Here is a 24475-nt window from a genome sequence, read left to right as displayed (position 1 = left end):
GTTCTATGTTCGAGGTGATCCAATGGCCACGCTAGCTCCCACTCCCGCTGACAAGAAGGCCCTTTCCGGCGGAAGCTTTCTCATCTCCAATCCCACACCCGCCGATTGCTTCTTCCCGGAAGATTTCACCGAGGAGCATCGCCAGATCGCACAGACGACCGTCGAGTTCGCGCTGAACGAGGTGGTTCCTCTCTCCGACCAGATCGAAGCCAAAGACTTCGCGGTGACGAGGCGGCTCATCAAGCAGGCGAGCGATCTCGGCCTCACCTCGGTCGATATCCCAGAGGAGTACGGCGGCCTCGAGATGGACAAGGTTACCTCCGCCATCATTGCGGACAATATCGCCAAGCAGGGAAGCTTCTCCGTAGCGTTCTCCGCGCACGTCGGCATCGGCACGCTGCCCATCGTCTGGTACGGCACGCCGGAGCAGAAGAAAAAATACCTGCCGAAGCTGGCGAGCGGCGAGTTCATCGGAGCCTACGCACTCTCTGAGTCAACCTCCGGCTCCGACGCTCTCAACGCGCGAACCCTTGCCGTCCTCTCAGAGGACGGAGAGACCTACACCCTCAACGGCGAGAAGATGTGGATCTCGAACGCTGGCTTCGCCGATCTCTTCACCGTCTTTGCCCGATGCGAGGTGAAGGAGGGCAAGGAGGCAGGGAAGGAGCGTCTCACCGCCTTCCTCATAGAGCGTGGCACCCCGGGATTTACCGTTGGGAAAGAGGAGCACAAGCTTGGCATCCGCGGCAGCTCCACCTGTTCCCTGATCCTTGCCGACTGCAGGATTCCTGCGACGAATCTGCTGGGAGAGGTCGGTAAGGGACATCACATCGCCTTCAACATCCTCAATGTAGGCCGCTATAAGCTCGGCAACGCCGCGGTAGGGGCCGCGCGCATGTGCACCGGCAACGGCATCCGCTATGCGAAAGAGCGCAAGGCCTTCGGCAAGACAATCTCCGAGTTTGGAATGATTCAGGAGAAGCTTGCGAATTGCGCCGTAGGGGTCTTCATCGGCGAGGCTCTCTCCTATCGCACCGTTGGCATGATTGATGCCGCGCTCGCCGGAGTCGACAAGCACGATACGGCAGCGATCCAGAAAGCCATCGAAGGTTACGCCGTCGAGTGCTCCATCGTAAAGGTGTGGGACTCCGAGATGCTCGACCAGGTCGTCGACGACATCGTGCAGATCTACGCCGGTTACGGCTACGTCGAGGATTATCCCGCGGAGCGCGCCTATCGCGACTCGCGCGTCAACCGTATCTTCGAAGGCACCAACGAGATCAACCGCCTCATCATCACCGGTTGGCTGATGAAGTCCGCAATGGCGGGAAAGCTGGCGCTGATGCCGGCGATCAAGCAGTTGATGGACGAGGTGATGGCTGGCCCCGTCGCCCAGGAGGAGCATGAAGGGCCCCTGGCCGAAGAGCATGCTCTCCTGGCAAGCGCAAAGAAGCTCACGCTCTTCGCCGCAGGAGCTGCGACCCAGAGGTACATGCAGCAGCTCGCCGACCAGCAGGAAGTCATGGGAGCCATCGCCGACATGATCATCGAGGTCTACGCTATGGAGTCAGGAATTCTCAGGGCGGAGAAGATGTCCGCCAAGGCAACAGCCGATATTCCGGTGACGATGGCGCGTGTCTACGCCGAGGTCGCCATGGACAGAATCGAGCTCTCCGCTCGGAGGATCCTGGCCACCGTTGCCGAAGGAGATATGTTGCGGACCCAGCTCACCATCCTGCGCAGACTGACAAAGCATGATCCTGCGGATACAATCTCCCTGCGGCGCCAGATCGCACGGCACGTCCTGCGCGCAGGGAAGTACGCGCTTTAGAACGAAGACCACGCAGCCGGGAAGAGCACCGGGGGCACAGGCTGACGTGGCCATTGCCGATTCGGGAAACTCCTTCGCGGCTTATTCTGGGTTCCGCGGAGATTCTCCCTCATACTTATCTCCGAGCCGGTCTCCGGAAGGTAAAGTTTTTCCAAACTGCGTCCTGTGGCGATTGAGCTCGTCTATCAGGACGAATAAGTTCAGGTCTACCGAAACCTTTTGCCGCGCCCAAGGTCTATACAGGGAAAGTTTCCACAGTCCAGGGCCATTCGAAGGTTTTCAACTGCCTCCCCCGGGAGGTGTTCGTCTCACCAACACGCAAGAAATAGGTTGCCGAGCAGAAAATGTCGATTCGTAGCTGTCTGGTTCCCCGTCTCCTCGTTCCCGTCCTCGCTGTTCTCGGGCCCTCGGCCCTCTCTGCGCATGCCGCGCCCCAAAGCCGCCTCAGCAGCGCGATCACCGATACCGACCGCTCTCCCGTGCGTCAGACGATTCCGGGCCGCGTACAGAATTCGGCGGACCTTGGCGAAGCGGCATCGGACCGCACGCTCTCAGCGGTCACCCTTCACTTCAGTCTGACCGCCTCGCAGCAGGCCGATCTGACGCAATTGCTTGCCGACCAGCAGAATCCCGCCTCGCCCCACTATCACCAGTGGCTTACGCCCCAGCAGTACGGCGCCCGCTTCGGTCTCTCCAGTGCCGATCTTTCCAAGGTGCAGACCTGGCTTACGAGCAAGGGACTGAAGATCGTTGAAGTTTCCCCCAGCCAGAACTACCTGACGGTGAGCGGCAACATTCGGCAGGTCGAGAGTGCGTTCAGCACGACCATTCACTCCCTTTCCGACAACGGCGAGCAGCACATCTCCAATGTCACTGACCCTCAGCTTCCGTCTCCGATTGCGAATATCGTAACTGGAATCACCGGCCTCAACGACTTCAAGCCCCGCTCACACGCCATCGTGCAGCCCCGCTTCACGTCGTCAGTGACGGGCACGCACTTCATCGCACCGGGCGATTTCTACGCCATCTACGACGTCAATCCGCTGCTTACGCAAAATATCAACGGTACCGGAATCTCCATCGCAATCGTGGGCCAAACAGACATCAGCCTCTCGGATGTAGCTGCGTTTCGCACGGCATCGGGCCTTTCTGCGAATGCACCCACGGTCGTACAGGCAACAGGGTACGTTGCGGGGACGGTTTCGGGTGACATCGACGAATCTCAGCTGGACGTGGAGTGGGCAGGGGCGATTGCGCCCAACGCGTCGATCAAGTTCGTGACGGTCGGAGCCAGCAGTTCGGCCTCTGTCGTAAACGCCCTGTTCTACGCAATCTCCAATAATGTCGCTCCCATCATCTCCATGAGCTACGGAAACTGCGAGTCGGCCTGGGGACAGTCCAACCTGAACACGATCAATCTTGCTCTCCAGCAGGCCAATGCGCAGGGCATCACGTTCATCAGTGCCTCCGGTGATTCGGGAGCGACAGACTGCGACGTGGCTCCCCCCGCGGATTACGGCCTCACCGTAGACTTTCCCGGCAGCTCTCCCTACGCCACCTCCGCGGGCGGAACGATGTTCAACGAAGGCTCTGCCACCGGAACCACTGCTTACTGGAACTCCAACAGCAGCTCCGGCACCGCGAACGCAGGCTCGGCAACCGGGTACATCCCTGAGGCTGCCTGGAACGAATCCAGTTCCACCGGCTTGAGTTCGGGAGGCGGAGGAGCCAGCGCCTACTTCACGAAGCCTTCATGGCAAGTAGGTACCCCGGCAGACTCTTCGCGCGACGTTCCTGACATCTCCCTGAATGCAGCCGCCAACCACGACGGCTACCTCTTCTGCTCCCAGGGATCATGCACCAACGGCTTTCGCAACTCTGCGGGCAACCTCAATGTAGTCGGTGGAACTTCGGTGGTCGCGCCTTCTCTTGCCGGAATCTTCGCCCTGCTTGAGCAACAACTGGGCGGTGGAGCGGCGGGTCGTCTCGGAAACATCAATCCGATGATTTACGGTCTCGCCATCAGTCAGTATTCGGGTAACGTCTTCCACGATACGACCAGCGGCAACAACAGCAGTCCCTGCCAGCTTGGCACGACGAACTGCCCCAGCGGCGGAAGCATCGGCTATAACGCTGGCACAGGCTACGATCTGGCCACCGGTTGGGGCACGGTCGATGTCGCCCAACTTGCCAACAAGTGGCCTATCGTGCCTCCAGCCGGCACTTCTACCGGCACCACCGGAGCCGCTCTATCCAACACCACGATTACCTCCAGCAGCGCCGTCTGCAGTATCACCGGGCAACTGACCCTGTCGATCTCTGTTGCAAACGGCAGCGGAGGTACGCTCGCCGTACCTACTGGAACCGTACAGGTTCTGGTCGATGGTGTAGCGCCCGACGCCAACTCGACCGTCCAGCTCAGCAATGGAACCGCGAGCTATCAGCTCAGCCCTTCCGCTACAACAGGGGGCCACACGATTACCGCGGTCTACTCCGGAGATGGCTCCTACGCCAGCTCCAAGGGAACCCTGGTAGCCGACTTCGTCTCGTCGACCAAGGCTGATTTCGCTCTCACACCATGCACCACAGCGACAACGGTCAACTCCGGTGCCACGGCTGGAGGAATCGCCTTTACCGTGACCCCCGCGAACGGATTCACTGGCCCGGTCGCGTTCACGGTCAGCGCAACTTCGTCGATCGCCGCGAACTACTCCTTCTCGGCCGCTTCAGTCAATGTCTCCTCGGGTACCGCGGCCACAACCACTCTGACGATTACCGCAGCGCAGAGCGCGACGGCCTCGAACTCGCATGACGTTCACCCCGGCTCACGCTCCCCCTGGTACGTCGCCGGTTCCGGAGCTACACTAGCAGGAATCTTCCTGCTTGCCTTGCCGAGACGCCGCCGGTTTACTCCTCTTGTGGCGCTCCTGCTTTCCGTAGGTGCCTTCAGCATCTCCGGTTGCGGTGGCAGCAGTAGCGGTATCAGAAGTACAACGTCGCCGACCGCGACAAACGCTGCTCCAGGCACATACACTCTCAACGTGACGGCAACCGCCGCCAACGGACTGGTTCACACCTCGGTGGTGACTCTCAAGGTCCAGTAAAGCCAACAACAGAATGGCCGCCCGGTAAAGAAAACCCGGGCGGCCTTCTTGTTTTGCGATCTGTCAGCGATCAGTCGCCAGCCAGTTTCCTGATAGGGACCTTCTCTTCGCTTCCTTCCGCCAGGCTCATCAGATAATCCTGCGCCGTGAAAGGCGTTACGCTCTTCGGGGCTCGAACGTATTCGCCGTCCGGCTGCAGCAACCGCGCCTTGGTGTTGTCCTTCAGGTAGGTCTTCAGAATCTCATCTCGCAGCCGCTTCTTCAGGTCGATCTGCATGACCGGAAAGACGACCTCGCAGCGATCTACGAGATTGCGTGGCATCCAGTCCGCGCTGCCGCAGTAAACATCATCCTCGCCTCCGTTCGCAAAGTGGAAGATGCGGCTATGCTCCAGGAACCGTCCCACGATACTGCGCACGCGTATCCTCTCACTCAAGCCCTTCACCCCAGGCCGTAGCGAGCACATGCCGCGTACGATCAGATCAATCTCCACCCCTGCCTGCGATGCTGCATAGAGAGCCTCAATCGTCCGCCGATCGATCAGGCCGTTCATCTTGGCGACGATCGCGGCAGGCCTTCCTGCCTTTGCATGTTCGCTCTCGCGCTCAATCAATCCAACCAGCTTGTCGGCCAGAGTGATTGGGGCTACCAGAAGCGGGTCATAGTTGGTTGATTCCGTATCCGCCGTCAAATAATTGAAGACCTTCTGCGCCGCCGAGGCCAGCTCCATCCGCGATGTCAGCAGGCTGATATCGGTATAAAACCGGGCCGTGACCGGGTTGTAGTTTCCCGTTCCCAGGTGTGCATACCTCCGCACCACACCGTCCGGATCGCGGCGGACCAGCAGCGCCAGCTTGCAGTGTGTCTTGAATCCGAAGATGCCGTGGTACACGCCCACACCTGCATCCTCCAGCTCCCGTGCCCAGCGGATGTTGGAGTCTTCATCAAACCGCGCCATCAGCTCCACCACGACGGTCACATCTTTGCTCTGTGCGGCTTCGATCAGCGCGCGGAAGATCGGAGAATCCTTGCTCGTCCTGTAGAGCGTCTGCTTCATCGAGATAACGTTCGGATCCACCGCTCCAGCCTCGATGAATCCCTCAACGGCCGAGTAGGAGTCGAAGGGATGGTGCAGCATCACATCTCTCCTCCTTAGCTCATCGAAGATGTCCGTGGATTTCGCGCTGAGTCTGAACTCCCTGCCTGCAAATGGGGGAAACTTCAGAGCCGGCCGCTTGACCTCGGAGTAAAGATTCATCAGCCGCGAAAGGTTTACCGGCCCATCGGTCCTGAATACCTGCCGGGGGTCGAGCTCGAAGTTCGTTCGCAGCCGCTCGACAATCTCTTCCGGAGCACTGATCTCGATCTCAAGCCTCACGGCATCGCCCTTGCGGCGGTTGTGCAACTCCGAGCGGACGCTCTCCAGCACCGAGCGCGACTCTTCTTCCTGCATGTAGAGATTACTGTTGCGGGTCACGCGAAAAGCGACGCGCGTCAGCACTTCATAGCCTCGAAACATCTTCTCCACCTGCGCTTCGATCAGCTCGTGCAACATGATGAAGTCGCAGTAGCCGTCCTCGCAGGGCAGGGAGATCAGCCTTGGGAGCGATCGCGGCACAGTCACGACTCCGAGCGCCGGCGGAACATTTCGAGTGCCGGTCTGTCTCCGCTTATGCCGCAGCAACAGGCCAAGGCACAGCGCTTTATTCAGCACGCGAGGAAAGGGATGCGAGGGATCGATCGTGACCGGCGTAAGGAGAGGGTCCACTTCATTGGCATAGAACTGCAGCGCATGGTTTCGTGCCGCGTCGCCCAGCTCCTCCCAGCGCAAAACTCTTATCTTCTCCTTGTGCATCGCCGGCAACAACAGCTCGTTCCAGCATTGGTATTGTGCCGCGACAAACTCTTCGATCCGCTGGCTCAGCCGGTCCAGGCGCTCCTGCGCTGTCACTCCTCTCTCATCAAGGCGCTGCGGCTGGTTAAAGTCGTCCTCAATGCGCTGCAGCGTGCCTGCTACACGAATCTCGAAGAACTCGTCCAGGTTGCTCGCTGTAATCGCAAGAAACTTTACCCGCTCCAGCAGGGGATTCTCCGGGTCCTGCGCCTCTTCGAGCACACGCTGGTTGAACTTCATCCAGGACTCATCCCTGTCCAGAAAGTGGCTCTCTGCGATGGCCGCAGGTTCGGCCGCCTTCTTCCTGCCTGTGCTCTTCGAGATCGTGGTTGTACTTTTCTTTTCAGCACTCATAGAGGTCTCCGAGATTACCGCACCTGGTACATTCCCAATGTAAACAAACCCACAATCGTCACTCTTCTGAAAATATTCTCTCGGAACCACAATAATCTGTCTCCCTCAAACGTCTTTCCAGCAGATGCCCCAGATCCCCATCGACGGCTGGAGACTCTCCGAGCAGGACCGCCTCTTTTCCGAGGCCATGGAGCGCGATCGCCCCCGTCTGCGCAGCTTCATACGCCGCTATGTCGGCGACGCCGGTGAGGCCGAAGACATCCTGCAGGATGTCTTCTACGAGCTGCTGGAGGCGTATCGCATGATGAAGCCGGTCCAGCACGTCAGCGGCTGGCTCTTCCGCGTCGCCCGCAACCGCATCGTCGACATGTTTCGTCGAAGACGGCCCGGATCCCTGAACGATCCTGTCACGGCAGAGGGTGACGGTCAGTCCCTCACTCTAGAGGACCTTCTGCCCTCTGCCGAGGACGGGCCCGATGCCGCCTACGCGCGCCGCATCCTCCTCGACGCACTCGAGGACGCAATCGAAGAGCTCCCCCAGGAACAGCGAGACATCTTCCTGGCGAACGAAGTCATGGGCACAAGCTTCAAGGACTACGCCGCGGAGACCGGTATCGGCATCAACACTCTCCTCTCCCGCAAACGCTACGCCGTACAACACCTCCGCCGCAGCCTGCAGGCGCTTTACGACGATCTCGGAGGCGAGGGATGAACCAGTCAAATTCTGAGCAAATCAGTAAGGAGAAACACATGCACTCTCACAAAGCGGAAAGGGCAATCAAGATTCTGCTATTCATCCTGCTCACAGTCACAGTCCTTGGATTCGTCGTAAAGGAGTTATGGAACGCTCTGATGCCGCAGCTTTTCGGATGGCACACCCTTACGTTCTGGCAGGCTCTCGGTCTGCTTGTCCTGGCCAAGATCTTCTTCGGAGGCTTCCATCGCCACTCCGGCGGCGGCGCGCCCTGGAGAAACCGCATGAAACAACGCCTCGAACAGATGACCCCGGAAGAGCGCGATCGATTTCGCCAGGGAATGCGTTGCGGACGCCGGCCCGTCGATCGCCCGGTTGAGCCCTGAAACAGCGGGTGCTGGAAACACCCGCCTCTTTCTCTTTCTGATTGGAGACCAAGCTCATGACCAACGAAGATGGTGGTGGAATCGCTCCGGGCTATGCAGCACGCCCCGCACACCGTTCCCCCGTTTCCGATAGCAGTGATCTCGCAGCGGTGCGCAAGGGCATCGACTCCCGTATCGCGGAGCTGGAGATCGAAAACATCCGGCTTCAACGACTCGTCGCGGAGTTGCTCCTGAAGAATCAACAACTCCGCAGGCATGGAGACTAGCCGCAGGACCCCGAAATCCCATAGCCATCTGCGTCGCACTCCGGCTATAGTCTAAAGACCGTGTTCGCAGACCCAGTACAACAAGGAGAACAATGAAATTCGTGAAATTTGGAATCTTCGCACTCGCACTGGCAACATCGCTTTCCCTCAGCGCAGCCGCTCAGGATGTTTCGCAGGACCTCAAGAAGGCCGGGCATGAAACCAAGGAAGCAACGAAAGATACCGCGCATGATGTAAGTAAGGGCACGAAGAAGGCATATAACAAGACGGCAGAGGGAACCGAAAAGGTCGCAGACAAGACTGCGGAAGGAACCAAGAAGGCGTACCACAAGACTGCTGAAGGAACCGAAAAGGTCGCAGACAAGACTGCGCAGGGTACCAAGAAGGTCGCCACCAAGACTGCGGACGGAACTAAGGATGTGGCCGAGAAGACCGCGGACGGAACCAAGAAGGTTGCCACCAAGACTGCGGACGGAACCAAGAAGGCAGTCGATTAAGATCGATTGCAAGTAGAAATCATATAGTCCCTCGACAATGAGGGCCTTCGCTTCACTGGCAGAGCGTCGCCTGCATTCGGTTGCTTTCAGGCCAGATGAGTTCTGCGGCCAGCGCAACCAGCGCAATCCAGTAAAGATCCGCAACCAGCAAGTGCAGGATCTGCATCCAGGTAGGAGCCAGCAGTACGACATCTACCAGGCCCAGGAAGAGTTGCAGCCCCAGCAGTCCTGCTACGACCCGGCCTAGGGTGGACCTCACCCGCATCACCAGCCACAGCACGCAGCAGAGGCTAACCGCTGCCGCTGCCGGATGCACCCATCGCATCCGCACCAGCAGCGGCGCGGACGCTGCGAAGTCTGCAGCCAGTGCAGCCTGGAGGGACGGAGACGGGAACAAGGTGTCGGCCAGTGCCGCTACCGCTCCCGTAGCGCCTACGACCAACGTCGCCGCCAAAGCGGTCCATGCTGGCCAGATCAATGTTTTATCCGAGCGCGTCGCGCGCTTGCCCGGTGCGCCGCTGCTCAGCCACCACGCGGTCAGGCCAATCGCTCCAAGCAGCATCAACGTGTTCGTGAAATGGATCGACTGCATGACCACCCGTGCAGTCGAGGTGTTGTGCTCGACGTACCCTCCCAGCACCAGCGCAGCACCCAGCAGCGCCTCCGTCACCAGAAAGAACACCGATGCCATCACTGCACGTCGTGTTCGGTCTCCCCGACGCGTTGCCTTGAACGTCCAAACCGCCAGCGCCAGGACCAGAAACGTACATACCCCGCTCATGGAGCGGTGGGCAAATTCAATGATCGTGGCCAGTCGCGGATGATGCGGAAAGAAGTCCCCATTGCAAAGCGGCCACGCGGCGCCGCATCCGGCGCCCGATCCCGTAGTACGTACAACCGCACCCCACAGGATCACCAGGATGTTGTAACCCACCACAGTCCATGCGAAGACTCCCAGCGCACGCGAAGGCGGCTTCGCCGGAACCGCCGAGGTCGATGTCATCGCCATAGCTCCATTCTACGACCTGGCGGAGGCTCGACGCCTCGGCCAGCAAAGCTGTCCAGCCTCCGCGCAGATCAGTAACAGACAACCAGCAACAGGCGGATCTACCCGTTGGCCAGTTCTTTCGCTCTCTGCGTCGCGCGTTTGACCGCCTTGATCAGAGTGACGCGAAGTCCACCCTCTTCGAGTTCCAGAATCCCGTCCACGGTGCAGCCCGCAGGAGTGGTCACAGCGTCCTTCAGCAACGCCGGATGATATCCGGTCTCGAGCACCATGCGTGCCGAGCCCAGCGTCGTCTGCGCCGCCAGCAGGGTCGCCACATCGCGTGGCAGGCCAACGTTTACGCCTGCTTCGGCAAGCGCCTCGATGATGATGTACAGGAACGCCGGCCCCGAGCCCGAAAGCCCGGTCACCGCATCCATATGCTTCTCATCGACCACCACCGTGCGGCCTACTGTCTGGAAGATTCGCTGCGCAATCGCCATCTGCTGCTCTGAGACAAATCGGCCGGCGCAGAGCGCTGTGATGCCAGCTGCCAGCATGGCCGGCGTATTGGGCATAGCGCGAATGACCGCCAGATCGTGGCCCGCAGCTTTCTCAATGCTGCTCGTCATGACCGATGCCGCGATCGAAAGCACCAGTTTTTCCGGCGAGAGCGCAGGCCGTATCTGCTCAACCAGAGCAGGCACCTGTACTGGCTTCACGCCTAGCAGAATCACATCCGCCTGGCTGGCCGCAGCCAGGTTATCCGTCGTCATCTCGATGCCGTACTGCACCGACAGAGCCTGTGCGCGCTCCGGGTGATGCACTGTGGCAAAGATCTGGTCCGGGCTCACCAGGTTGTTCTTCAAGAATGCCTGCAGAAGAATGCCGCCCATCTTGCCTGTGCCCAGAATAGCCACGCGCAACTGCGGCATCGCCGGCGTCGGCGCCGCTACTTCGTAAGTCTCTTCGCTCATCTCAAAAGGCTACCAGACACAGCCGTCTTACTTCTTCTTGTCAGCGATCCAGGCATCCACCTGCTTCTCCAGCAGATCCATCGGCAGCGCACCCGAATCCAGCACCGCATCGTGGAAGCCTTTCAGGTCGAACTTCGGTCCCAGCGCGGTCTGCGCCTTCTGCCTCAGCTCGAGAATCTTCAATTGCCCCATCTTGTACCCCAAAGCCTGGCCCGGCCACGCAACGTAGCGGTCCACCTCGGCCTGTACGTTCGGCTCGTCGATGGCGGAGTGCTCGTGGAAGTAATCCACCATCTGCTGGCGAGTCCAGTGCTTGGAGTGAACTCCCGTATCGACGACCAGCCGGATCGCGCGCCAGATATCCGCCTCGAGTCGCCCGTAGTCGCTGTAAGGGTCCTGGTAGAAGCCGACATCCTTACCCAATCGTTCGCTGTACAGACCCCAGCCTTCCGTATACGCCGTGAAGTACTCCTGCTTGCGAAACTCAGGCAATCCCGTCAGTTCCTGGGAGATCGAAAGCTGCAGGTGGTGTCCGGGAATCCCCTCGTGATACGAGACCGCCTCAACCGGGGCTAGCGATCGCTCGGCGAAGTTGTAGGTATTCACATACACCCTGCCCGGTCGCTTTCCGTCCTGACTGCCCTGGTTGTAATACGCGGCGGACTGATCCTTTTCGATGTATGCAGGCACCGCAAGCACCTCGAGCTGCGCCTTCGGCAACGTGCCGAACAGCCCCGGCAGCTTCGGCTGCATCTTCGCGATATACCCCTTGTACGCATCCAGCAGCGCGTCCTTCGACGTGGGATGCAGCTTCGGGTTCGTCTTCATCGCCGCGCTGAAGCTCTTGAGGTCTGCAAAGCCGAGCTTCTTCACGATGACCAGCATCTCGGTCTCGTCGCGCTTCACCTCATCCAGTCCGATCTGGTGAATCTCCGCCGGTGTCTTCTCTTCGGTCGTACTCTGGCGAACCCTGAATGCGTAGTAGGCATCTCCATCCGGCAGAGCCCACACACCTGGATCCTTTCGTCCGGCAGGAACATATTGAGCCTTCACAAAGCGTGCGAAACGCTGGTAGGCAGGGAGCACGCTCGTCATGATCGCCTGCGCTATCTCTTCTGTGATCCGCTTACGATCGGCCGCACCGATCGATGCGGGAAACTTCTTGAGCGGTTGCGCAAAAGGGCTTTCTTCCGGCTTCTGTGTGGCAATCGCCTCCGTCTGCGTGACGACTTTTTCCAATAGATAGGCCGGAGGAACCCTTCCCTCGTCCATGCCCAGCTGCATGTTCGTCATATTCTGCGAGAAGACGGCAGGGATCTTCTTCAATCGTTCGATGTAGTCGTCATAATCCTTTACCGTGTCGAAGGAGAGGCTGCTGACCAGCTGCACCATGTCCGTGTGAAAGCCGCTGAACTGGTTCACCGGCATCTCCCACTCCTTGAATCGCGCTCCCTCCTGCGCGTCCGTCAGATCGCGCACTATCAGGTCGCGTGACAAAATCTCCTGCGGCTTCAACCCCGTCGTGTCGATCGCGCTCAGCCGATCCAGGAAGACGCGACCGCGCTCCAGAGAGGCGTTGACCTCCTTGACCGAGTAATCGCTCCACTGGTCGTTGTACCGCTTGTCTCCAAGGAACGAGGCAAACTCAGGCGAGTGCTTTAGACGTTCCTGCCATATCTCATCAAACAGAGCCGCGAGTGCCTTGCTGCGCTCGTCTACTGTCTGCGGTGCCGCTGCTGCTGCCTGCCCCAGAGGGCCTGCCGCCTGTCCAAGAGGTCCCTGTCCCAAAGGTCCCAGCCCCATCGCTCTGAACGGTGCAACTCCGCCGCACGCAAATACCAGAACACCAGCCACAACCCGGGCCCCGACCAACGAAAACCTCTTCATGCACACCTCGATGCTTCATCGGTTAGTCTATCGTGCGCCGGGGCATTAAATCTGGCGTCCAGCCGCCTCCGCCGAGCACCCGTCCAGCATCCGGTACAGCGTGGACCGGCTGATTCCAAGCACCTCCGCCGCGCGCATCTTGTTGCCCGAGCACTCCCGCAGAACACGCAACACATGCCTGTCGATCACATCCTGTAGCAGCATCTGGGGTTCGCTCGGCCGCAGCACCTCTGCCGGAAGAGTGCCTGTAGATATTCCCACCAGGGAAGACAGGTCAGTGGTGCCGAGCACCGCCTCCTCGCACTGCAAGACGCCATTGTGCAGAACATTCTCCAGCTCGCGGACGTTTCCCGGCCACTGGTGCAGCAGCAGCCTTTCCATCGCATCCTGCGCAATCCCAGCCACAGGCTTCTCGTACCGACGCCGAAATCTCTCCAGAAAATGCATCGCCAGCGTCGGAATATCTTCCACTCGCCGCCGCAAAGGTTCGAGCGTAATCTCGATCATGGCCAGCCGGTGATAGACGTCCTGGCGAAAGATCCCCGCCGCAGCCAGCACCCGCAGATCCTGGGTCGTCGACGCGATCGTCCGCAACCCCGTCCTTTGATCCAGCATCCGCAGAAGTCTCCGTTGCGCTTCCGGAGCCATCTCCTCTACCCCATCCAGAAACAGCGTTCCATCCTGGGCGGCCTCCGCCATCGACTCGATCAGGTCGTTCTCCCGCCCTTCATTCATCTCGCCGAGTCTGGCCGTATGGCACACCACGAAGGGACCCTCGGCACGGTCTCCCCTGGCGTGCAGCGCCCTGCCCGCCAATTCCTTGCCCGTGCCAATCTCTCCGCGTATCAGTACCGTGCGAAAGTGAGGGCCAATACGCTCGATCTGCAGTCGCAGCCGCTGCATCGCGCTTCCATCGCCAACCAGCGCAGGCTTATCTGCAACCGCATCTCGTGGGGTCCCGGCAACGGCAAAATGGGCCGGCGAAAAGCCGGCAGGGGATAGGCCGAAAGTGGTCATGTTACTTCCACTATCGGCATGTTCCGGCCATGGGATGAGGCCGGAAACACGAAGGCCGGATCTCGAGTCTGTCTCGAGATCCGGCCTTCGCGAAAGTACGAATGAAATCTACGCCGTGGTCGTCGCGCAGTACGTATCGAACGCGCGCGTCAGCTCCTGGGCAATCGCCGGAGCCGTCGAGGTCTCGATCGCCGAGCGCTGCATCAGGTACACCAGCTGGCCATCGCGCAGAATCGCGATCGCCGGCGAGGTTGGCGGATGCCCGCCGAAGTAGCCACGCGCCTTCTCGGTCGCCTCACGATCCTGCCCCGCAAACACCGTCACGGAGTGGTCCGGCTTCGTCGCGTGCTGCATCGCCAGCCGAACGCCCGGACGCATCTTGCCCGCCGCGCAGCCGCAGATCGAGTTGACGACAACCATCGTGGTCCCGGGCTGTGCCAGGGCCGAATCCACCTCGGCAGCCGTGCGAGCCTCATTCAGCCCAGCGCGAGTCAGCTCCTCGCGCATCGGTATCACCATAATCTCTGGATACATTGACTTCCCCCTTGAAGATTTCGCCAACCAGCGTGTGCATACGTCTTCTCCTTTCCATTGTACCGGGCTGCCCAAAGGACGTCATCCTCGCCCTCCCGCCTTCGCCTTTTCCGACTTGCCTGATGTACCCTCAAACCCGTGCAGCCCGTCGCCATCGATATCCAGCAGAACATCTCCCTGGCTCCCTTCACCACGCTCCGGATCGGCGGCCCGGCACGCTTCTTTTCGGAGATCACCACCGAAGCCGGGCTGCTCGAAGCGGTCGCCTTCGCCCGCCAGCGTTCGCTTAAGCTCTTCGTCCTCGGCGGCGGAAGCAACCTCCTCATCTCCGACACCGGCTTCGACGGCCTCGTCCTTCGCATCGCTCTCGACCGTCGCACCGTCTCCACCCGGAGCGGCGGCCATATCGACTTCACCGTTCCCGCCGGCCTCGACTGGAACGCCTTCGTCCTCTCTGTCTGCCAGCAGGGAATCAGCGGCGTCGAATGCCTCGCCGGAATCCCCGGCACCGTCGGTGGAACCCCCGTCCAGAACGTAGGCGCCTACGGTCAGGAGGTCTCGGGCACCATCGTCTCCGTCCGCGCTCTCGATCTCGAGACCATGCGCTTCGTCGATCTCTCCAATCACGAGTGCGGCTTCGCCTACCGCCGCAGCATCTTCAACACCACGCACCGTGGCCGCTACATCGTCACCGCCGTCACCTTCCGCTTCGACCGCGATCGCCGTCCGCAGCTCACCTACGCCGATCTCACTCGCCACTTCGGCGACGCCCAGCCAACGCCGCTTGAGGTCTACCACGCCGTCCGCGAGATCCGTCACGCCAAGGGTATGCTGATCGTCGAAGGAGAGCCCGACTCCCGCAGCGCAGGCTCCTTCTTCAAAAATCCCATCGTCGCGCCCGACACCCTCGAGCGCATCGCCTCAACCCTCCATCTCGGTCCCGATCAGATTCCCCACTGGCCCGCAGAAGACGGCCGCATCAAGCTGCCCGCCGCCTGGCTGCTCGAGCGCGCCGGGTTCGTCAAGGGTTACGCCATGGGCAACGCCGGAATCTCCTCCCGCCACACCCTCGCCCTCATCAATCGGTGCAACGCCACCGCCGCCGACATCCTCGCGCTGCGCGATGCCATCCAGCACAAGATAAAAACGCTCTTCGGAATCCAGCTCGAGCAGGAGCCTGTCCAGCTCGGCTAACAATTGCCATTATTTCCCGCGCCGATCGAGCACAGCCCGTCCTGTCGCGCACCGTTTGTCCTTCCTAGCACAGCCCGTCCTTCCGAGCACACCCACCCGTCCGAGCACAGCCCGCCCTTCTGGCACTCTCTGCCCTTCCGAATAAAGTCCGTCATTCTGAGCCAAAGGCGAAGAATCTCAGTATTTCTTCAAAGCTGCCACAAATCCACGCTGAACCCACTGACCTTCCACGCGTCCTCCAGTGGCCATCCCCTCACTCCGCTCGAAGCCGTTCCAGCAGCCGGCGTCGCTCCTCCGCCAGCACCACCTCCACCTGCCCCTGCTCCACAATCCTTCCATCGGCGAGCTTGATCACCTCAGCTCCCAGCTGAAACGCCTCACCCAGATCATGGGTCACCGACAGCACCGGAACCTTCCACAGCCCAAGCCACTCCCGCAGCCCGATCACAAGCTCATCGCGCAGCGCGGCGTCCAGTCCCGTGAACGGTTCGTCCAGCAAGAGCAGCGGACACACCGCCCCACGGAACGTCCGCGCCGACACCACCGTTCGTGCCACCGAGACTCGCTGCCTCTCGCCTCCGCTCAGGTCCGCCGGCATCCGGTCCGCAAGCTCGCGAAGCCGAAACAACGACATCACCTCTTCCGCAACTCCCATCCCGTCGACAGGCTTCGTCGTCCATCCGTTGCCATAGACCAAATTCCAGCGCACTGTCTTGTGCGGAAACAGCCATGCCGTCTGCGCCGCGCTGCGCACCGGCCGTCGATGCGCGGGAACAAACTCCCCGGCAGCGGTGTCGATCAGCACGTCGCCGCCTTTCACGATCCGCCCCTCCGCCGGACGCACGAATCCCGCAATCGCCCGCAGCACCGTCGTCTTTCCGCTCCCCGACGGTCCAAACAGCACCGTCCACGGAGCCGTCAGCCCAAACTCCACATCAAGCGCCACCCCGCCCACGCGATGCCTCATCCTCACGTCCAGCAGGCTATCGGACAACGTCGGCCTGCCTTCCATCGCTCCGGCGCACGCTCGGCAGCAGGTAGATCACCACCAGCGCAACCATCGCGAATCCCACCAGTGCCAGCGCCGTCCTGTTCGCCGCCGCGTAGTTTCCGTCCTGCACCAGGTCGTAGAGCGAGATCGAAAGCGTCCGCGTCGCGCCCGGAATATTTCCGCCCAGCATCAGCACCACGCCGAACTCGCCCACCGTATGCGTAAACGTCAGCACCGTGCTGGTCAGCAGGGAAGCCCGCGCCATGGGAAGCACGACCGAAAGAAACACCCGTCGCGGCGAAGCTCCCAGTCCCGCCGCAGCTTCAACATATCCGCGATCCACCGCCTCGAATCCTGCCACCAGAGGCTGCACCGCGAACGGCAGGCTGTACAGCACCGACCCAATCAGCAAGCCCTCAAAGCTGAAGGCCAATGGATGCCCGACCACGCGGATCAGCAGCCGCCCAGGGGCTGTAAGGGGTCCCATCATCACCAGCAGGTAAAACCCCAGCACCGTCGGCGGCAGCACCAGCGGCAGCGCCACCGTCGCCTGAACCAGCGCCCTCGCCATCCCATGGCCCGATGCAATCCACCACGCCAGCGGCACTGCAACCAGCAGCAGAATCGCCGTCGTGCTCGCCGCCAGGCGCAGCGTCAGCCAAAGCGCTTCAACATCCATACACCGCAAGTCTACACAGCACGCTTGTGCTCACAAATCAGCTATCGCACCGGCTCCAGCCCCATCGGCACCAGGCTGGCCTGCACCTCCGGCTTCAGCAGCCAGTCCAGAAAGGCATGCGCCTCCGCTCGCCGGTCGGAGTTCTTCATCACAACCGCGCACTGCATAATCGGCGCATAGACTGAGCGCGGAACCCGCACCAGCGTACCCTCTGCCTGAAATCGCGGTGTGCTCGCCGCCGTCAATGAGATCAGCCCCAGCTGCGCGTTTCCCGACTCCACAAACTGCGCCGCCTGCGCGATGTTCTCCGCCACCACCAGGTGCGGCTTCACCGTGTCGTACATCTTCATGCGCTTCAGTGCGGCCACTGCCGCCTGTCCGTAGGGAGCGCGCAGATCATTCGCAATCGCGACCGCGGTCACGCGCTTGTCCACCAGCGAATCCAGGCTGATCGGCTGCAGCGGCGAATCCTTCCGCGCCCACAGCACCAGTGTCCCCCGCGCATACTGCGTCGGCGCCGTGCCATCGGCCAGACCTGCAGCAACCACCTTCTCCGGAAAGACGAAGTCCGCGCCTAGAAACAGGTCCATCGGCGCACCATTGATGATCTGGGTCGCCAGGTTCCCCGAGGAGCCGAAGCTTACCAGCAGCTTCACCCCAGTCGCCTTCTCATACCGGTCCGCAATCCCCGGCAGAATCGGCTGCAGGTCCGCCGCCGCCGCGACCCGCAACTCTTTCTTCGCCTGTGCCCACAACGACGAAGTCACAGCCAGCGTGCACATCGCCACCGCAAACAACAGCCACATTCGGCGGGCCTTTGGCTCATCCCGCCGAGTACGATACCCTAACTGAAACCATGAAAGTCGCGACACATCAGCTCCGATGCACAGAGTGCGGCGCCAGGATCGCCGGCAGCGCTGTCAATAGCATATTCCGCTGCCCCGATTGCAACGGCCTCTATGACGTCATTTATCCCTGGTCGTCCCTGCCCAACGGCGACACTCCGGCATCAGACAGCAAGCTGCCCAACGCCAGCGCCCTCCGCTGGCTCTGGCAGGAGCGCCGCACCTCAACCATGTCCATCGACCAGTCCGGCGTCTGGCGCTTCCGCGATCTCCTCCCCATCGTCGACGATCTCGAACACGTCGTCACCCTCCGCGAAGGCAATACGCCTCTATACGACCTTCCCCGCGCCTCCAAAGCTCTCGGTCTCGATTGGATCCTCGCCAAGCATCAGGGGATGAATCCCACCGGCTCCTTCAAGGACACCGGCATGACCGCCGCCCTCTCCGTCGCCCGCGAGCGCGGCTTCGAGTGGGTTGCCTGCGCCTCTACGGGCAACACCTCGGCTGCAATGGCGGCTTATGCAGCCCGCGCCGCCCTGCGCTCCATCGTCTTCATCCCCGAAGGCAAGATCGCCTGGGGCAAGCTCTCCCAGTCCATGGACTACGGCGCTCTCACCGTCCAGCTCCGCACCGACTTCGACGGCTGCGTCCGCGTCCTCACCGAGCTCGTCAGCCGCTTCCCCATCTACCTGCTCAACTCCGTGAACCCCTACCGCCTCGAGGGCCAGAAGACCCCCGCCTTCGAGCTCCTTGAGCAGCTCGAATGGCAGGTCCCCGAGCACATCGTCGTTCCCGGCGGCAATCTTGCCAACGGCTCCGCGCTCGCCAAGGGCTTCTCCGAGATGCACCATCTCGGCCTCATCTCGCGCGTCCCCAAAGTCAGCATCATCCAGGCCGAGGGAGCCAACCCGCTCTACCGCAGCCTGCAGGAAAACAACGGAGAAGAGCTCATCCCGGTCAAGGCCAATACCCGCGCCACTGCCATCCGCATCGGCAATCCGGCCTCCTGGCGCAAAGCCCTCCGCGCCCTTCGCACCACCGGCGGATGGTGCGAGCAGGTCTCCGAGCAGGAGATCGCCCTCGCCAAGGCCGAGATCGGCTCCGAAGGCATCGGCTGCGAGCCCGCCTCCGCCGTCACCCTCGCGGGCCTCAAGAAGCTCGTCGCCCAGGGTAAGGTAGGCAGGGAAGAACGCGTCGTCCTCATCCTCACCGGCCACACCCTCAAGGACTCCAACTACACCATCGACTACCATCGCGGCGAGCTCTTTACCGAAGAAGAAAACGCTCAGATCTCAGGATCCGACCAGATCCTCCACGCCGCATTGCGTAAGCCCCCCATCGTCCTCGAACCCGACACCGACATCGTCTTTCGCGAGCTCGAATCGCAGATGAAGCTGGTTCACGCATGAAGCCTGTCACGGCAACTAGGATTTGACCACAACAAATGTGTCATCCTGAGCGGAGCCTGGCGCGAATGCGTCAGGCGCAGTCGAAGGACCTGCGGTTCGCTCTGTGGCGCAAAACAACTCGTCCTCGGACCAGGTAATGACCACACCTTCGCTTCATCTCCGTCTTCCCGCCACCTCGGCCAACCTCGGCCCCGGCTTCGACGCCCTCGGGCTCGCCATGTCGCTCTACCTCACCATCGAAGCCAGCGTCGCCGAATCCGGCGCCTTCCACATTGACGCTACCGGCCGCGATGCCGCAGCCTGCTCGGTCATCGAAGACAACCTCATCCTCACCACCTACATCGACGTCCTCGCGAACGCCGGAAAGCTCTCCCCGCGCCTCCATCTCAAGCTCCACAACGAGATTCCCCTGGGCATGGGCTGCGGATCGAGCGCAGCCGCCCTCCTTGCCGGTGTGATGTTGGCAAACCACTTCGGTCAGCTTCTGTGGAACCCACAACAGGTCCTCGAAGAGGCCTGCCGCCGCGAAGGCCATCCCGACAATGTCGCCGCCTGCTTTCTGGGCGGAATGACGGTTTCCTCTGTGTCTGAGGGTGTAGTTATTACTGCAACTTACAAGGAAAACATCAACTGGAACCTTCTACTTGCCCTTCCTTCCGCCAGCCTCTCCACCAGCAAGGCGCGAGCTCTCCTTCCCGACCACTACGCCCGCGAAGACGCGGTCGCCAACATTCAGGCCACGGCGCTTCTGGTCTCCGCCTTCGCCCTTCGCCGTGGTGACCTTCTCTCCGTAGCCATGAAGGATCGGGTCCATCAGCCCTATCGCATGGAGGCCTGTCCCCTCCTCGCCCGGTTGCTCCCCCTCGCCGGAACCCCAGGCATTCTCGGAGTTGCCCTCAGCGGTGCAGGCCCCTCGGTTCTTCTCATCGCCGAAGGCGACTCGTCCCCGATCCTGTCCGCCATTCGTGACGCGGCCCAGAATCCTGGTATCGAAATCCTTCAAACTACCGTCTCCGATGGAGTTGGTTCCCAAAATGGGAATTCCACAGGCGTTACAGCAGGGTAACCTCATTGTGATTACCTAAGATTTCTTTACGTTTTTCTTATAGTTGCGTAACGTTAGGCCTGTGAGCAGTTCTGGGGAGGGCTGCTAACGCCGCCCGTCGACCCCTCCTAAAGGGGTCCGGGCGTGTCCTCTTTTAAAGCACAACTTCGGTATCCATATCCCCCAGAACGCTTAAGAACCCAGATTTTCTACACCAGTTGTCCACATTTGAAACCGCAAGCATCCTCGCGCATCTATTATTGTGTAGGTTGCTCCGCGGTAATCGCAGAGCATTCCTTGGGAGGAAGATAGATGGCAGGTCAGTTTGTAACTGAAGTTAGCGACTCGAACTTTGAGAAAGATGTCCTTCAATCGGAGCAGCCCGTGCTCGTGGATTTCTGGGCAGCCTGGTGCGGACCTTGTCGCGCTCTCGCTCCCGTTGTGGACGAAGTGGCCAGCCACTATCAGGGCCAGCTCAAAGTGATGAAGATGGACGTCGACGCCAACACCGCTACCCCGATGCGCTATGGCATCCGCGGTATTCCGGCGCTCCTCATCTTCAAGGATGGCAAGGTCGCCGATCAGATCGTCGGCTACGTACCAAAGGATACGATCGACAAGTCGGTCATCAAGGTTCTCGCGTAAGACGCGAAGTTTAAATTTTCTACGGCCCGGCACTCCATAAGTGTCGGGCCGTTGCCTTGTCTGTTGCGATAAGTCAGTTGGTATCTATTTGGTGATTGGATCCGTTCCTTGCGAGCAACGCTACTGCGCTCCTACAAGAACCAGCCTGCTCGGCACAACCCGGCAGGTCTCTCCCGCGGCCGCGTTCCAATGGGTGCCGTCCGCGTACTCGATCGACCTTAGATCGATCCAGCTCACGCTCGCGAAGGGCCGTACCCTGAGATCCGTCGTCGTCTTGCCGTCGCCTGACAGATTCACGTTCAGGTTGAACGTCTTTTTGAGCTTCGGCGAGACCGCGAGGTCTGCCGGGATAATCTGCGGAGACGCATCGTAGCCCCGCACCTCGATCGTGGCCGCGACAATGTCCTTTCCGTGGCGATTCTCCCAATTGAGCTGCAGTTGTGGAGCCGCATCCTGCGTCCTTCCAGCGGTCTCGACCATCGCACCGGCACCGGCTGGCCGCGCCAGCAGACTCACCGGGCAGTTCACTCCCATCACGCTCACCGTGTCGATCGCAAGCACCTGTCGAGCGGCGGCTGCCGAACGAGAACTTTGTGAAAAAACAAACGATGCCCCACAAAGAAGCGTCAAGGAGAAGAAACCGGCACGGTTCATGATAGACCTCCAGCAGGAGAGCTTGGCGGCATCCAAAATACGCCTTCCCGGCCCACCCATCAATCCCCATTGCCCACGACGTAGTCCCGTACCCGCGACTCAATCGACTCGGCCCGTCGCTGTTATCACACCTGTTCATTCCCTTTACACTGACATCAATGCTCGAGTGGATACTCTTTCGCATCATCCTGGTGGCCTTCTTTATCCTGGCCACCAGCTTCTTCGTCGCGGCGGAGTTTGCCTTGGTCAGCGTACGCGAGACGAGAATCCAGCAGCTCATCGCTCACGGCCGTCCCGGAGCCATCACCGCCCTCAAGCTCAAGCACTCCATCGACGAGTTTCTCTCGGCCGCACAACTCGGAGTCACAGTAGCCGGTCTCGCTCTCGGCTGGATCGGCGAGCCCGTCGTCGCTGATATGCTCCTCCGCTTCGCCTCCTCCTGGCTCCCCGTCCTGCCGCCGCACGCCACTGTCTACGCCCACACCATCGCCATCATTCTCGCCTTCGCGCTGATCACCTACTTTGAGGTTCTCCTCGGCGAGCTCGTCCCCAAGTCCCTCGCCCTGCAGCGTACCGAGCGCATCGCGCTTGCCGTCGCCGGTCCCATGGACGCCTTCATGCGGATCAGCCATCCCGTCCTCAGACTGATGAACACTTCGGCGGCCCTCGTCCTGCGTCTCTTCCGTGTGCACCTCAGCGGTGAAGGCGCCGTCCACTCTCCCGAAGAGCTCAAGCTCATCGCCACAGCAACCCGCCGCATGGGACTCCTTCCCGCCTTTCAGGAAGAGATCATCCACCGCGCAATCGAGCTCAGCTACGTCGTCGTTCGCGAGATCATGACCCCCCGCGGCAAAATCTTCTCTCTTCCCGCCGACATGCCCCTCGAGCAGGCCAGCGCCCGCATCGTCGATGAGCAGCACTCCCGCATCCCCGTCTACGATCCCGCCGGGTCCGATACCGACAACATCATCGGCATCGTCTACTCCAAGGATGTCTCCCGCTTCATGCATCTGCGCTCTGTCGCGCTCACTCTCGGCGGTCGTGGCCAGTCCGGCCTCACCCTCCGCCACCTCATGCGTCAACCCACCGTCGTTCCCGAGACCAAGCTCGCCATCGAGCTCCTCCAGGACTTCCAGCAGCATCGCCGCCAGATCGCCATCGTCGTCGACGAGTTCGGCTCTACCGTTGGCCTCGTCACCGCCGAAGACGTCCTCGAGCAGATCGTCGGCGAGATGGACGACGAGTTCGACGTCACCCGCTCCGCCCTCTCCAGCGCCACCGGAATCATGACCCTCGACGGCGCCACCTCTCTCCGCGACCTCCGCACCCAGCTTCGCTGGGAGTTTCCCCGCGAGGCCGGCGTCGAAACCCTCGCCGGCTTTCTCCTCGCCGAACTAGGCCACATCCCGACCACCGGCGAAAGCATCGAGTATCACGGTCGTCGCTTCACCGTGGCCGAGATGACTGGCCACCGCATCAGTCGCATCAACGTCGAGCCACTCAACGAACCCGACCTCGTGCCGTACGAAGAAGAGAGCAGGGAAGCCACGCAATGACCCGAACCGCTCTCTGGCGGCCACTGCGCCGCGTCCTCCTCACCCTTCCTGTGCTCTGGGTCGTCGTCTCCGTCGTCTTCCTTCTCATTCACCTCGTTCCCGGCGACCCCATCGTCCAGATGCTCGGCGAAGGCGCCACTGCCTCCGACATCGACGCCCTGCGCCACGCCTACGGCCTCGACGCTCCGCTCCTCCAGCAGTACACCCACTACTGGCGCGGAATCCTCCACGCCAACCTCGGCCAGTCCCTTCGTCTGCACGACTCTGTCACTCACCTCATCCTGCAGCGTTATCCCTACACCCTCGCTCTCACGCTCGCCGCACTCGTCATCGGCATCGCAGCGTCCATTCCCGCAGGCATCGCCTCCGCGCTCCACCGCAATCGCTGGCAGGACCGCACCCTCGGCGTCGTCTCTCTCGTCGGCCTCTCCTTCCCCAACTTCGCCCTCGGCCCCATTCTCATCCTCATCTTCTCCATTACTCTCGGATGGCTTCCCGTCTCCACCGCAGGAGACGGCAGCATCGGAGACTTCCTCCTCCATCTCCTCCTCCCCGCATTCACTCTCGGACTCTCTCTCGCTGCGATCCTCACCCGCATGGTCCGCACCGCCATGCTCGAGGAGCTCGGTCAGGACTACATCCGCACCGCGCGTGCCAAGGGCCTCTCCGAACACACCGTCGTCTACCGCCACGCCCTCCGCAACGCGCTCATTCCCGTGCTCACCGTCATCGGTCTTCAGTTCGGCTCGCTCCTCGCCGGAGCCATCGTCACCGAGACCATCTTCAGCTGGCCCGGAATCGGCCGTCTCACCATCTCCGCCATCTACAACCGCGACTATGCACTCGTCCAGGGCTGTATCCTCGCCGTCGGCCTCACCTACGTAGCCGTCAACCTGCTCACCGACGTCGCCTACACCATCGCCAACCCGCGCATGCGCAGCGCGTAGACCCTGACTCCAACCAATCCGGACCTTGAGTCCTGAGCAAGTGCTCTTCCCAAACATCTTTGCAGAGCTTGGTTTGTCTTGTGC

At 61.1% G+C, this 24475-nt stretch carries 22 protein-coding genes; 12 read left to right on the top strand and 10 right to left on the bottom strand.

Going from position 1 to position 24475, the window contains the following annotated elements; genetic code table 11:
* Positions 1–22 precede the first annotated feature (22 nt).
* Both BDD14_RS05520 and BDD14_RS05515 read left to right on the top strand, forming a co-directional pair.
* Positions 23–1831: an acyl-CoA dehydrogenase family protein gene (locus BDD14_RS05520; RefSeq protein ID WP_130417929.1), complete on the top strand. Its 1809-nt coding sequence runs from the start codon at positions 23–25 to the stop codon at positions 1829–1831.
* Positions 1832–2175: 344 nt separating this feature from the next.
* Complete coding sequence (locus BDD14_RS05515; protein ID WP_130417928.1) at positions 2176–4935, top strand: protease pro-enzyme activation domain-containing protein; 2760 nt, start codon at positions 2176–2178, stop codon at positions 4933–4935.
* A gap of 70 nt (positions 4936–5005) precedes the next feature.
* Here the strand turns inward: BDD14_RS05515 and ppk1 are convergent, their stop codons facing one another.
* Entirely contained in the window at positions 5006–7183 is a 2178-nt protein-coding gene (gene ppk1 / locus BDD14_RS05510; RefSeq protein ID WP_130417927.1) for a polyphosphate kinase 1, read from the bottom strand.
* Between the two features lie 124 nt (positions 7184–7307).
* On the opposite strand from ppk1, the gene BDD14_RS05505 reads away from it, so the two are divergent.
* The 4 genes from BDD14_RS05505 (at position 7308) to BDD14_RS05490 (ending at position 9026) form a co-directional block, all read left to right on the top strand.
* Entirely contained in the window at positions 7308–7895 is a 588-nt protein-coding gene (locus BDD14_RS05505; RefSeq protein ID WP_130417926.1) for an RNA polymerase sigma factor, read from the top strand.
* 38 nt (positions 7896–7933) lie between these two features.
* Positions 7934–8263 carry a hypothetical protein gene (locus tag BDD14_RS05500; protein ID WP_130417925.1) on the top strand — a complete coding sequence of 110 codons (330 nt, stop codon included), beginning with the start codon at positions 7934–7936 and terminating at the stop codon, positions 8261–8263.
* A gap of 56 nt (positions 8264–8319) precedes the next feature.
* Positions 8320–8529, top strand: coding sequence for a hypothetical protein (locus BDD14_RS05495; RefSeq protein WP_130417924.1), 210 nt, complete (start codon positions 8320–8322; stop codon positions 8527–8529).
* A 92-nt stretch (positions 8530–8621) separates the two neighbouring features.
* Entirely contained in the window at positions 8622–9026 is a 405-nt protein-coding gene (locus BDD14_RS05490; RefSeq protein ID WP_130417923.1) for an endoglucanase, read from the top strand.
* A gap of 52 nt (positions 9027–9078) precedes the next feature.
* Here BDD14_RS05490 and BDD14_RS05485 read toward each other — a convergent pair whose 3' ends face one another.
* The 5 genes from BDD14_RS05485 to BDD14_RS05465 form a co-directional block, all read right to left on the bottom strand.
* Entirely contained in the window at positions 9079–10035 is a 957-nt protein-coding gene (locus BDD14_RS05485) for a COX15/CtaA family protein (protein WP_242617758.1), read from the bottom strand.
* 98 nt (positions 10036–10133) lie between these two features.
* Positions 10134–10988 carry a pyrroline-5-carboxylate reductase gene (gene proC / locus BDD14_RS05480; RefSeq protein ID WP_130417921.1) on the bottom strand — a complete coding sequence of 285 codons (855 nt, stop codon included), beginning with the start codon at positions 10986–10988 and terminating at the stop codon, positions 10134–10136.
* Positions 10989–11015: 27 nt separating this feature from the next.
* Positions 11016–12875, bottom strand: a complete 1860-nt coding sequence (locus BDD14_RS05475; protein WP_242617757.1) for a DUF885 domain-containing protein — start codon at positions 12873–12875, stop codon at positions 11016–11018.
* Positions 12876–12920: 45 nt separating this feature from the next.
* Entirely contained in the window at positions 12921–13892 is a 972-nt protein-coding gene (locus BDD14_RS05470) for a sigma 54-interacting transcriptional regulator (RefSeq protein WP_130417920.1), read from the bottom strand.
* Positions 13893–14000: 108 nt separating this feature from the next.
* Positions 14001–14426, bottom strand: coding sequence for a BrxA/BrxB family bacilliredoxin (locus BDD14_RS05465; protein WP_130417919.1), 426 nt, complete (start codon positions 14424–14426; stop codon positions 14001–14003).
* 138 nt (positions 14427–14564) lie between these two features.
* Between BDD14_RS05465 and BDD14_RS05460 the strand changes: the two genes are divergently transcribed.
* Positions 14565–15620 carry a UDP-N-acetylmuramate dehydrogenase gene (locus BDD14_RS05460; RefSeq protein WP_242617756.1) on the top strand — a complete coding sequence of 352 codons (1056 nt, stop codon included), beginning with the start codon at positions 14565–14567 and terminating at the stop codon, positions 15618–15620.
* A 253-nt stretch (positions 15621–15873) separates the two neighbouring features.
* Here the strand turns inward: BDD14_RS05460 and BDD14_RS05455 are convergent, their stop codons facing one another.
* Genes BDD14_RS05455 through modA form a run of 3 tightly spaced genes read right to left on the bottom strand, consistent with a single transcriptional unit; the run spans position 15874 to position 18096 of the window.
* On the bottom strand, positions 15874–16632 hold the full coding sequence (locus tag BDD14_RS05455; protein WP_242617755.1) for an ATP-binding cassette domain-containing protein: 759 nt from the start codon (positions 16630–16632) through the stop codon (positions 15874–15876).
* Positions 16604–17290 (bottom strand): molybdate ABC transporter permease subunit, encoded by a 687-nt coding sequence (gene modB / locus BDD14_RS05450; protein WP_130417917.1) that lies wholly within the window; start codon positions 17288–17290, stop codon positions 16604–16606. The genes BDD14_RS05455 and modB overlap by 29 nt, the downstream gene beginning before the upstream one ends.
* Before the next feature lie 41 nt (positions 17291–17331).
* Positions 17332–18096: a molybdate ABC transporter substrate-binding protein gene (modA, locus tag BDD14_RS05445; protein ID WP_242617754.1), complete on the bottom strand. Its 765-nt coding sequence runs from the start codon at positions 18094–18096 to the stop codon at positions 17332–17334.
* A gap of 50 nt (positions 18097–18146) precedes the next feature.
* Between modA and thrC the strand changes: the two genes are divergently transcribed.
* From thrC to trxA, 3 genes are all read left to right on the top strand, one after another.
* Entirely contained in the window at positions 18147–19544 is a 1398-nt protein-coding gene (gene thrC / locus BDD14_RS05440) for a threonine synthase (RefSeq protein WP_130417916.1), read from the top strand.
* A gap of 136 nt (positions 19545–19680) precedes the next feature.
* Positions 19681–20610: a homoserine kinase gene (thrB, locus tag BDD14_RS05435; protein ID WP_130417915.1), complete on the top strand. Its 930-nt coding sequence runs from the start codon at positions 19681–19683 to the stop codon at positions 20608–20610.
* A gap of 291 nt (positions 20611–20901) precedes the next feature.
* Entirely contained in the window at positions 20902–21234 is a 333-nt protein-coding gene (gene trxA, locus BDD14_RS05430; RefSeq protein ID WP_130417914.1) for a thioredoxin, read from the top strand.
* A gap of 120 nt (positions 21235–21354) precedes the next feature.
* Here trxA and BDD14_RS05425 read toward each other — a convergent pair whose 3' ends face one another.
* Complete coding sequence (locus BDD14_RS05425; RefSeq protein WP_130417913.1) at positions 21355–21888, bottom strand: hypothetical protein; 534 nt, start codon at positions 21886–21888, stop codon at positions 21355–21357.
* A 158-nt stretch (positions 21889–22046) separates the two neighbouring features.
* On the opposite strand from BDD14_RS05425, the gene BDD14_RS05420 reads away from it, so the two are divergent.
* Together BDD14_RS05420 and BDD14_RS05415 are read left to right on the top strand one after the other, a co-directional pair.
* Positions 22047–23444, top strand: coding sequence for a hemolysin family protein (locus BDD14_RS05420; RefSeq protein WP_130417912.1), 1398 nt, complete (start codon positions 22047–22049; stop codon positions 23442–23444).
* Positions 23441–24391 (top strand): ABC transporter permease, encoded by a 951-nt coding sequence (locus BDD14_RS05415; protein ID WP_130417911.1) that lies wholly within the window; start codon positions 23441–23443, stop codon positions 24389–24391. The genes BDD14_RS05420 and BDD14_RS05415 overlap by 4 nt, the downstream gene beginning before the upstream one ends.
* Positions 24392–24475: the final 84 nt, after the last annotated feature.

Source organism: Edaphobacter modestus, from assembly GCF_004217555.1.
GTDB lineage: Bacteria > Acidobacteriota > Terriglobia > Terriglobales > Acidobacteriaceae > Edaphobacter > Edaphobacter modestus.
This window is presented reverse-complemented; position numbering and strand designations above follow the sequence as displayed.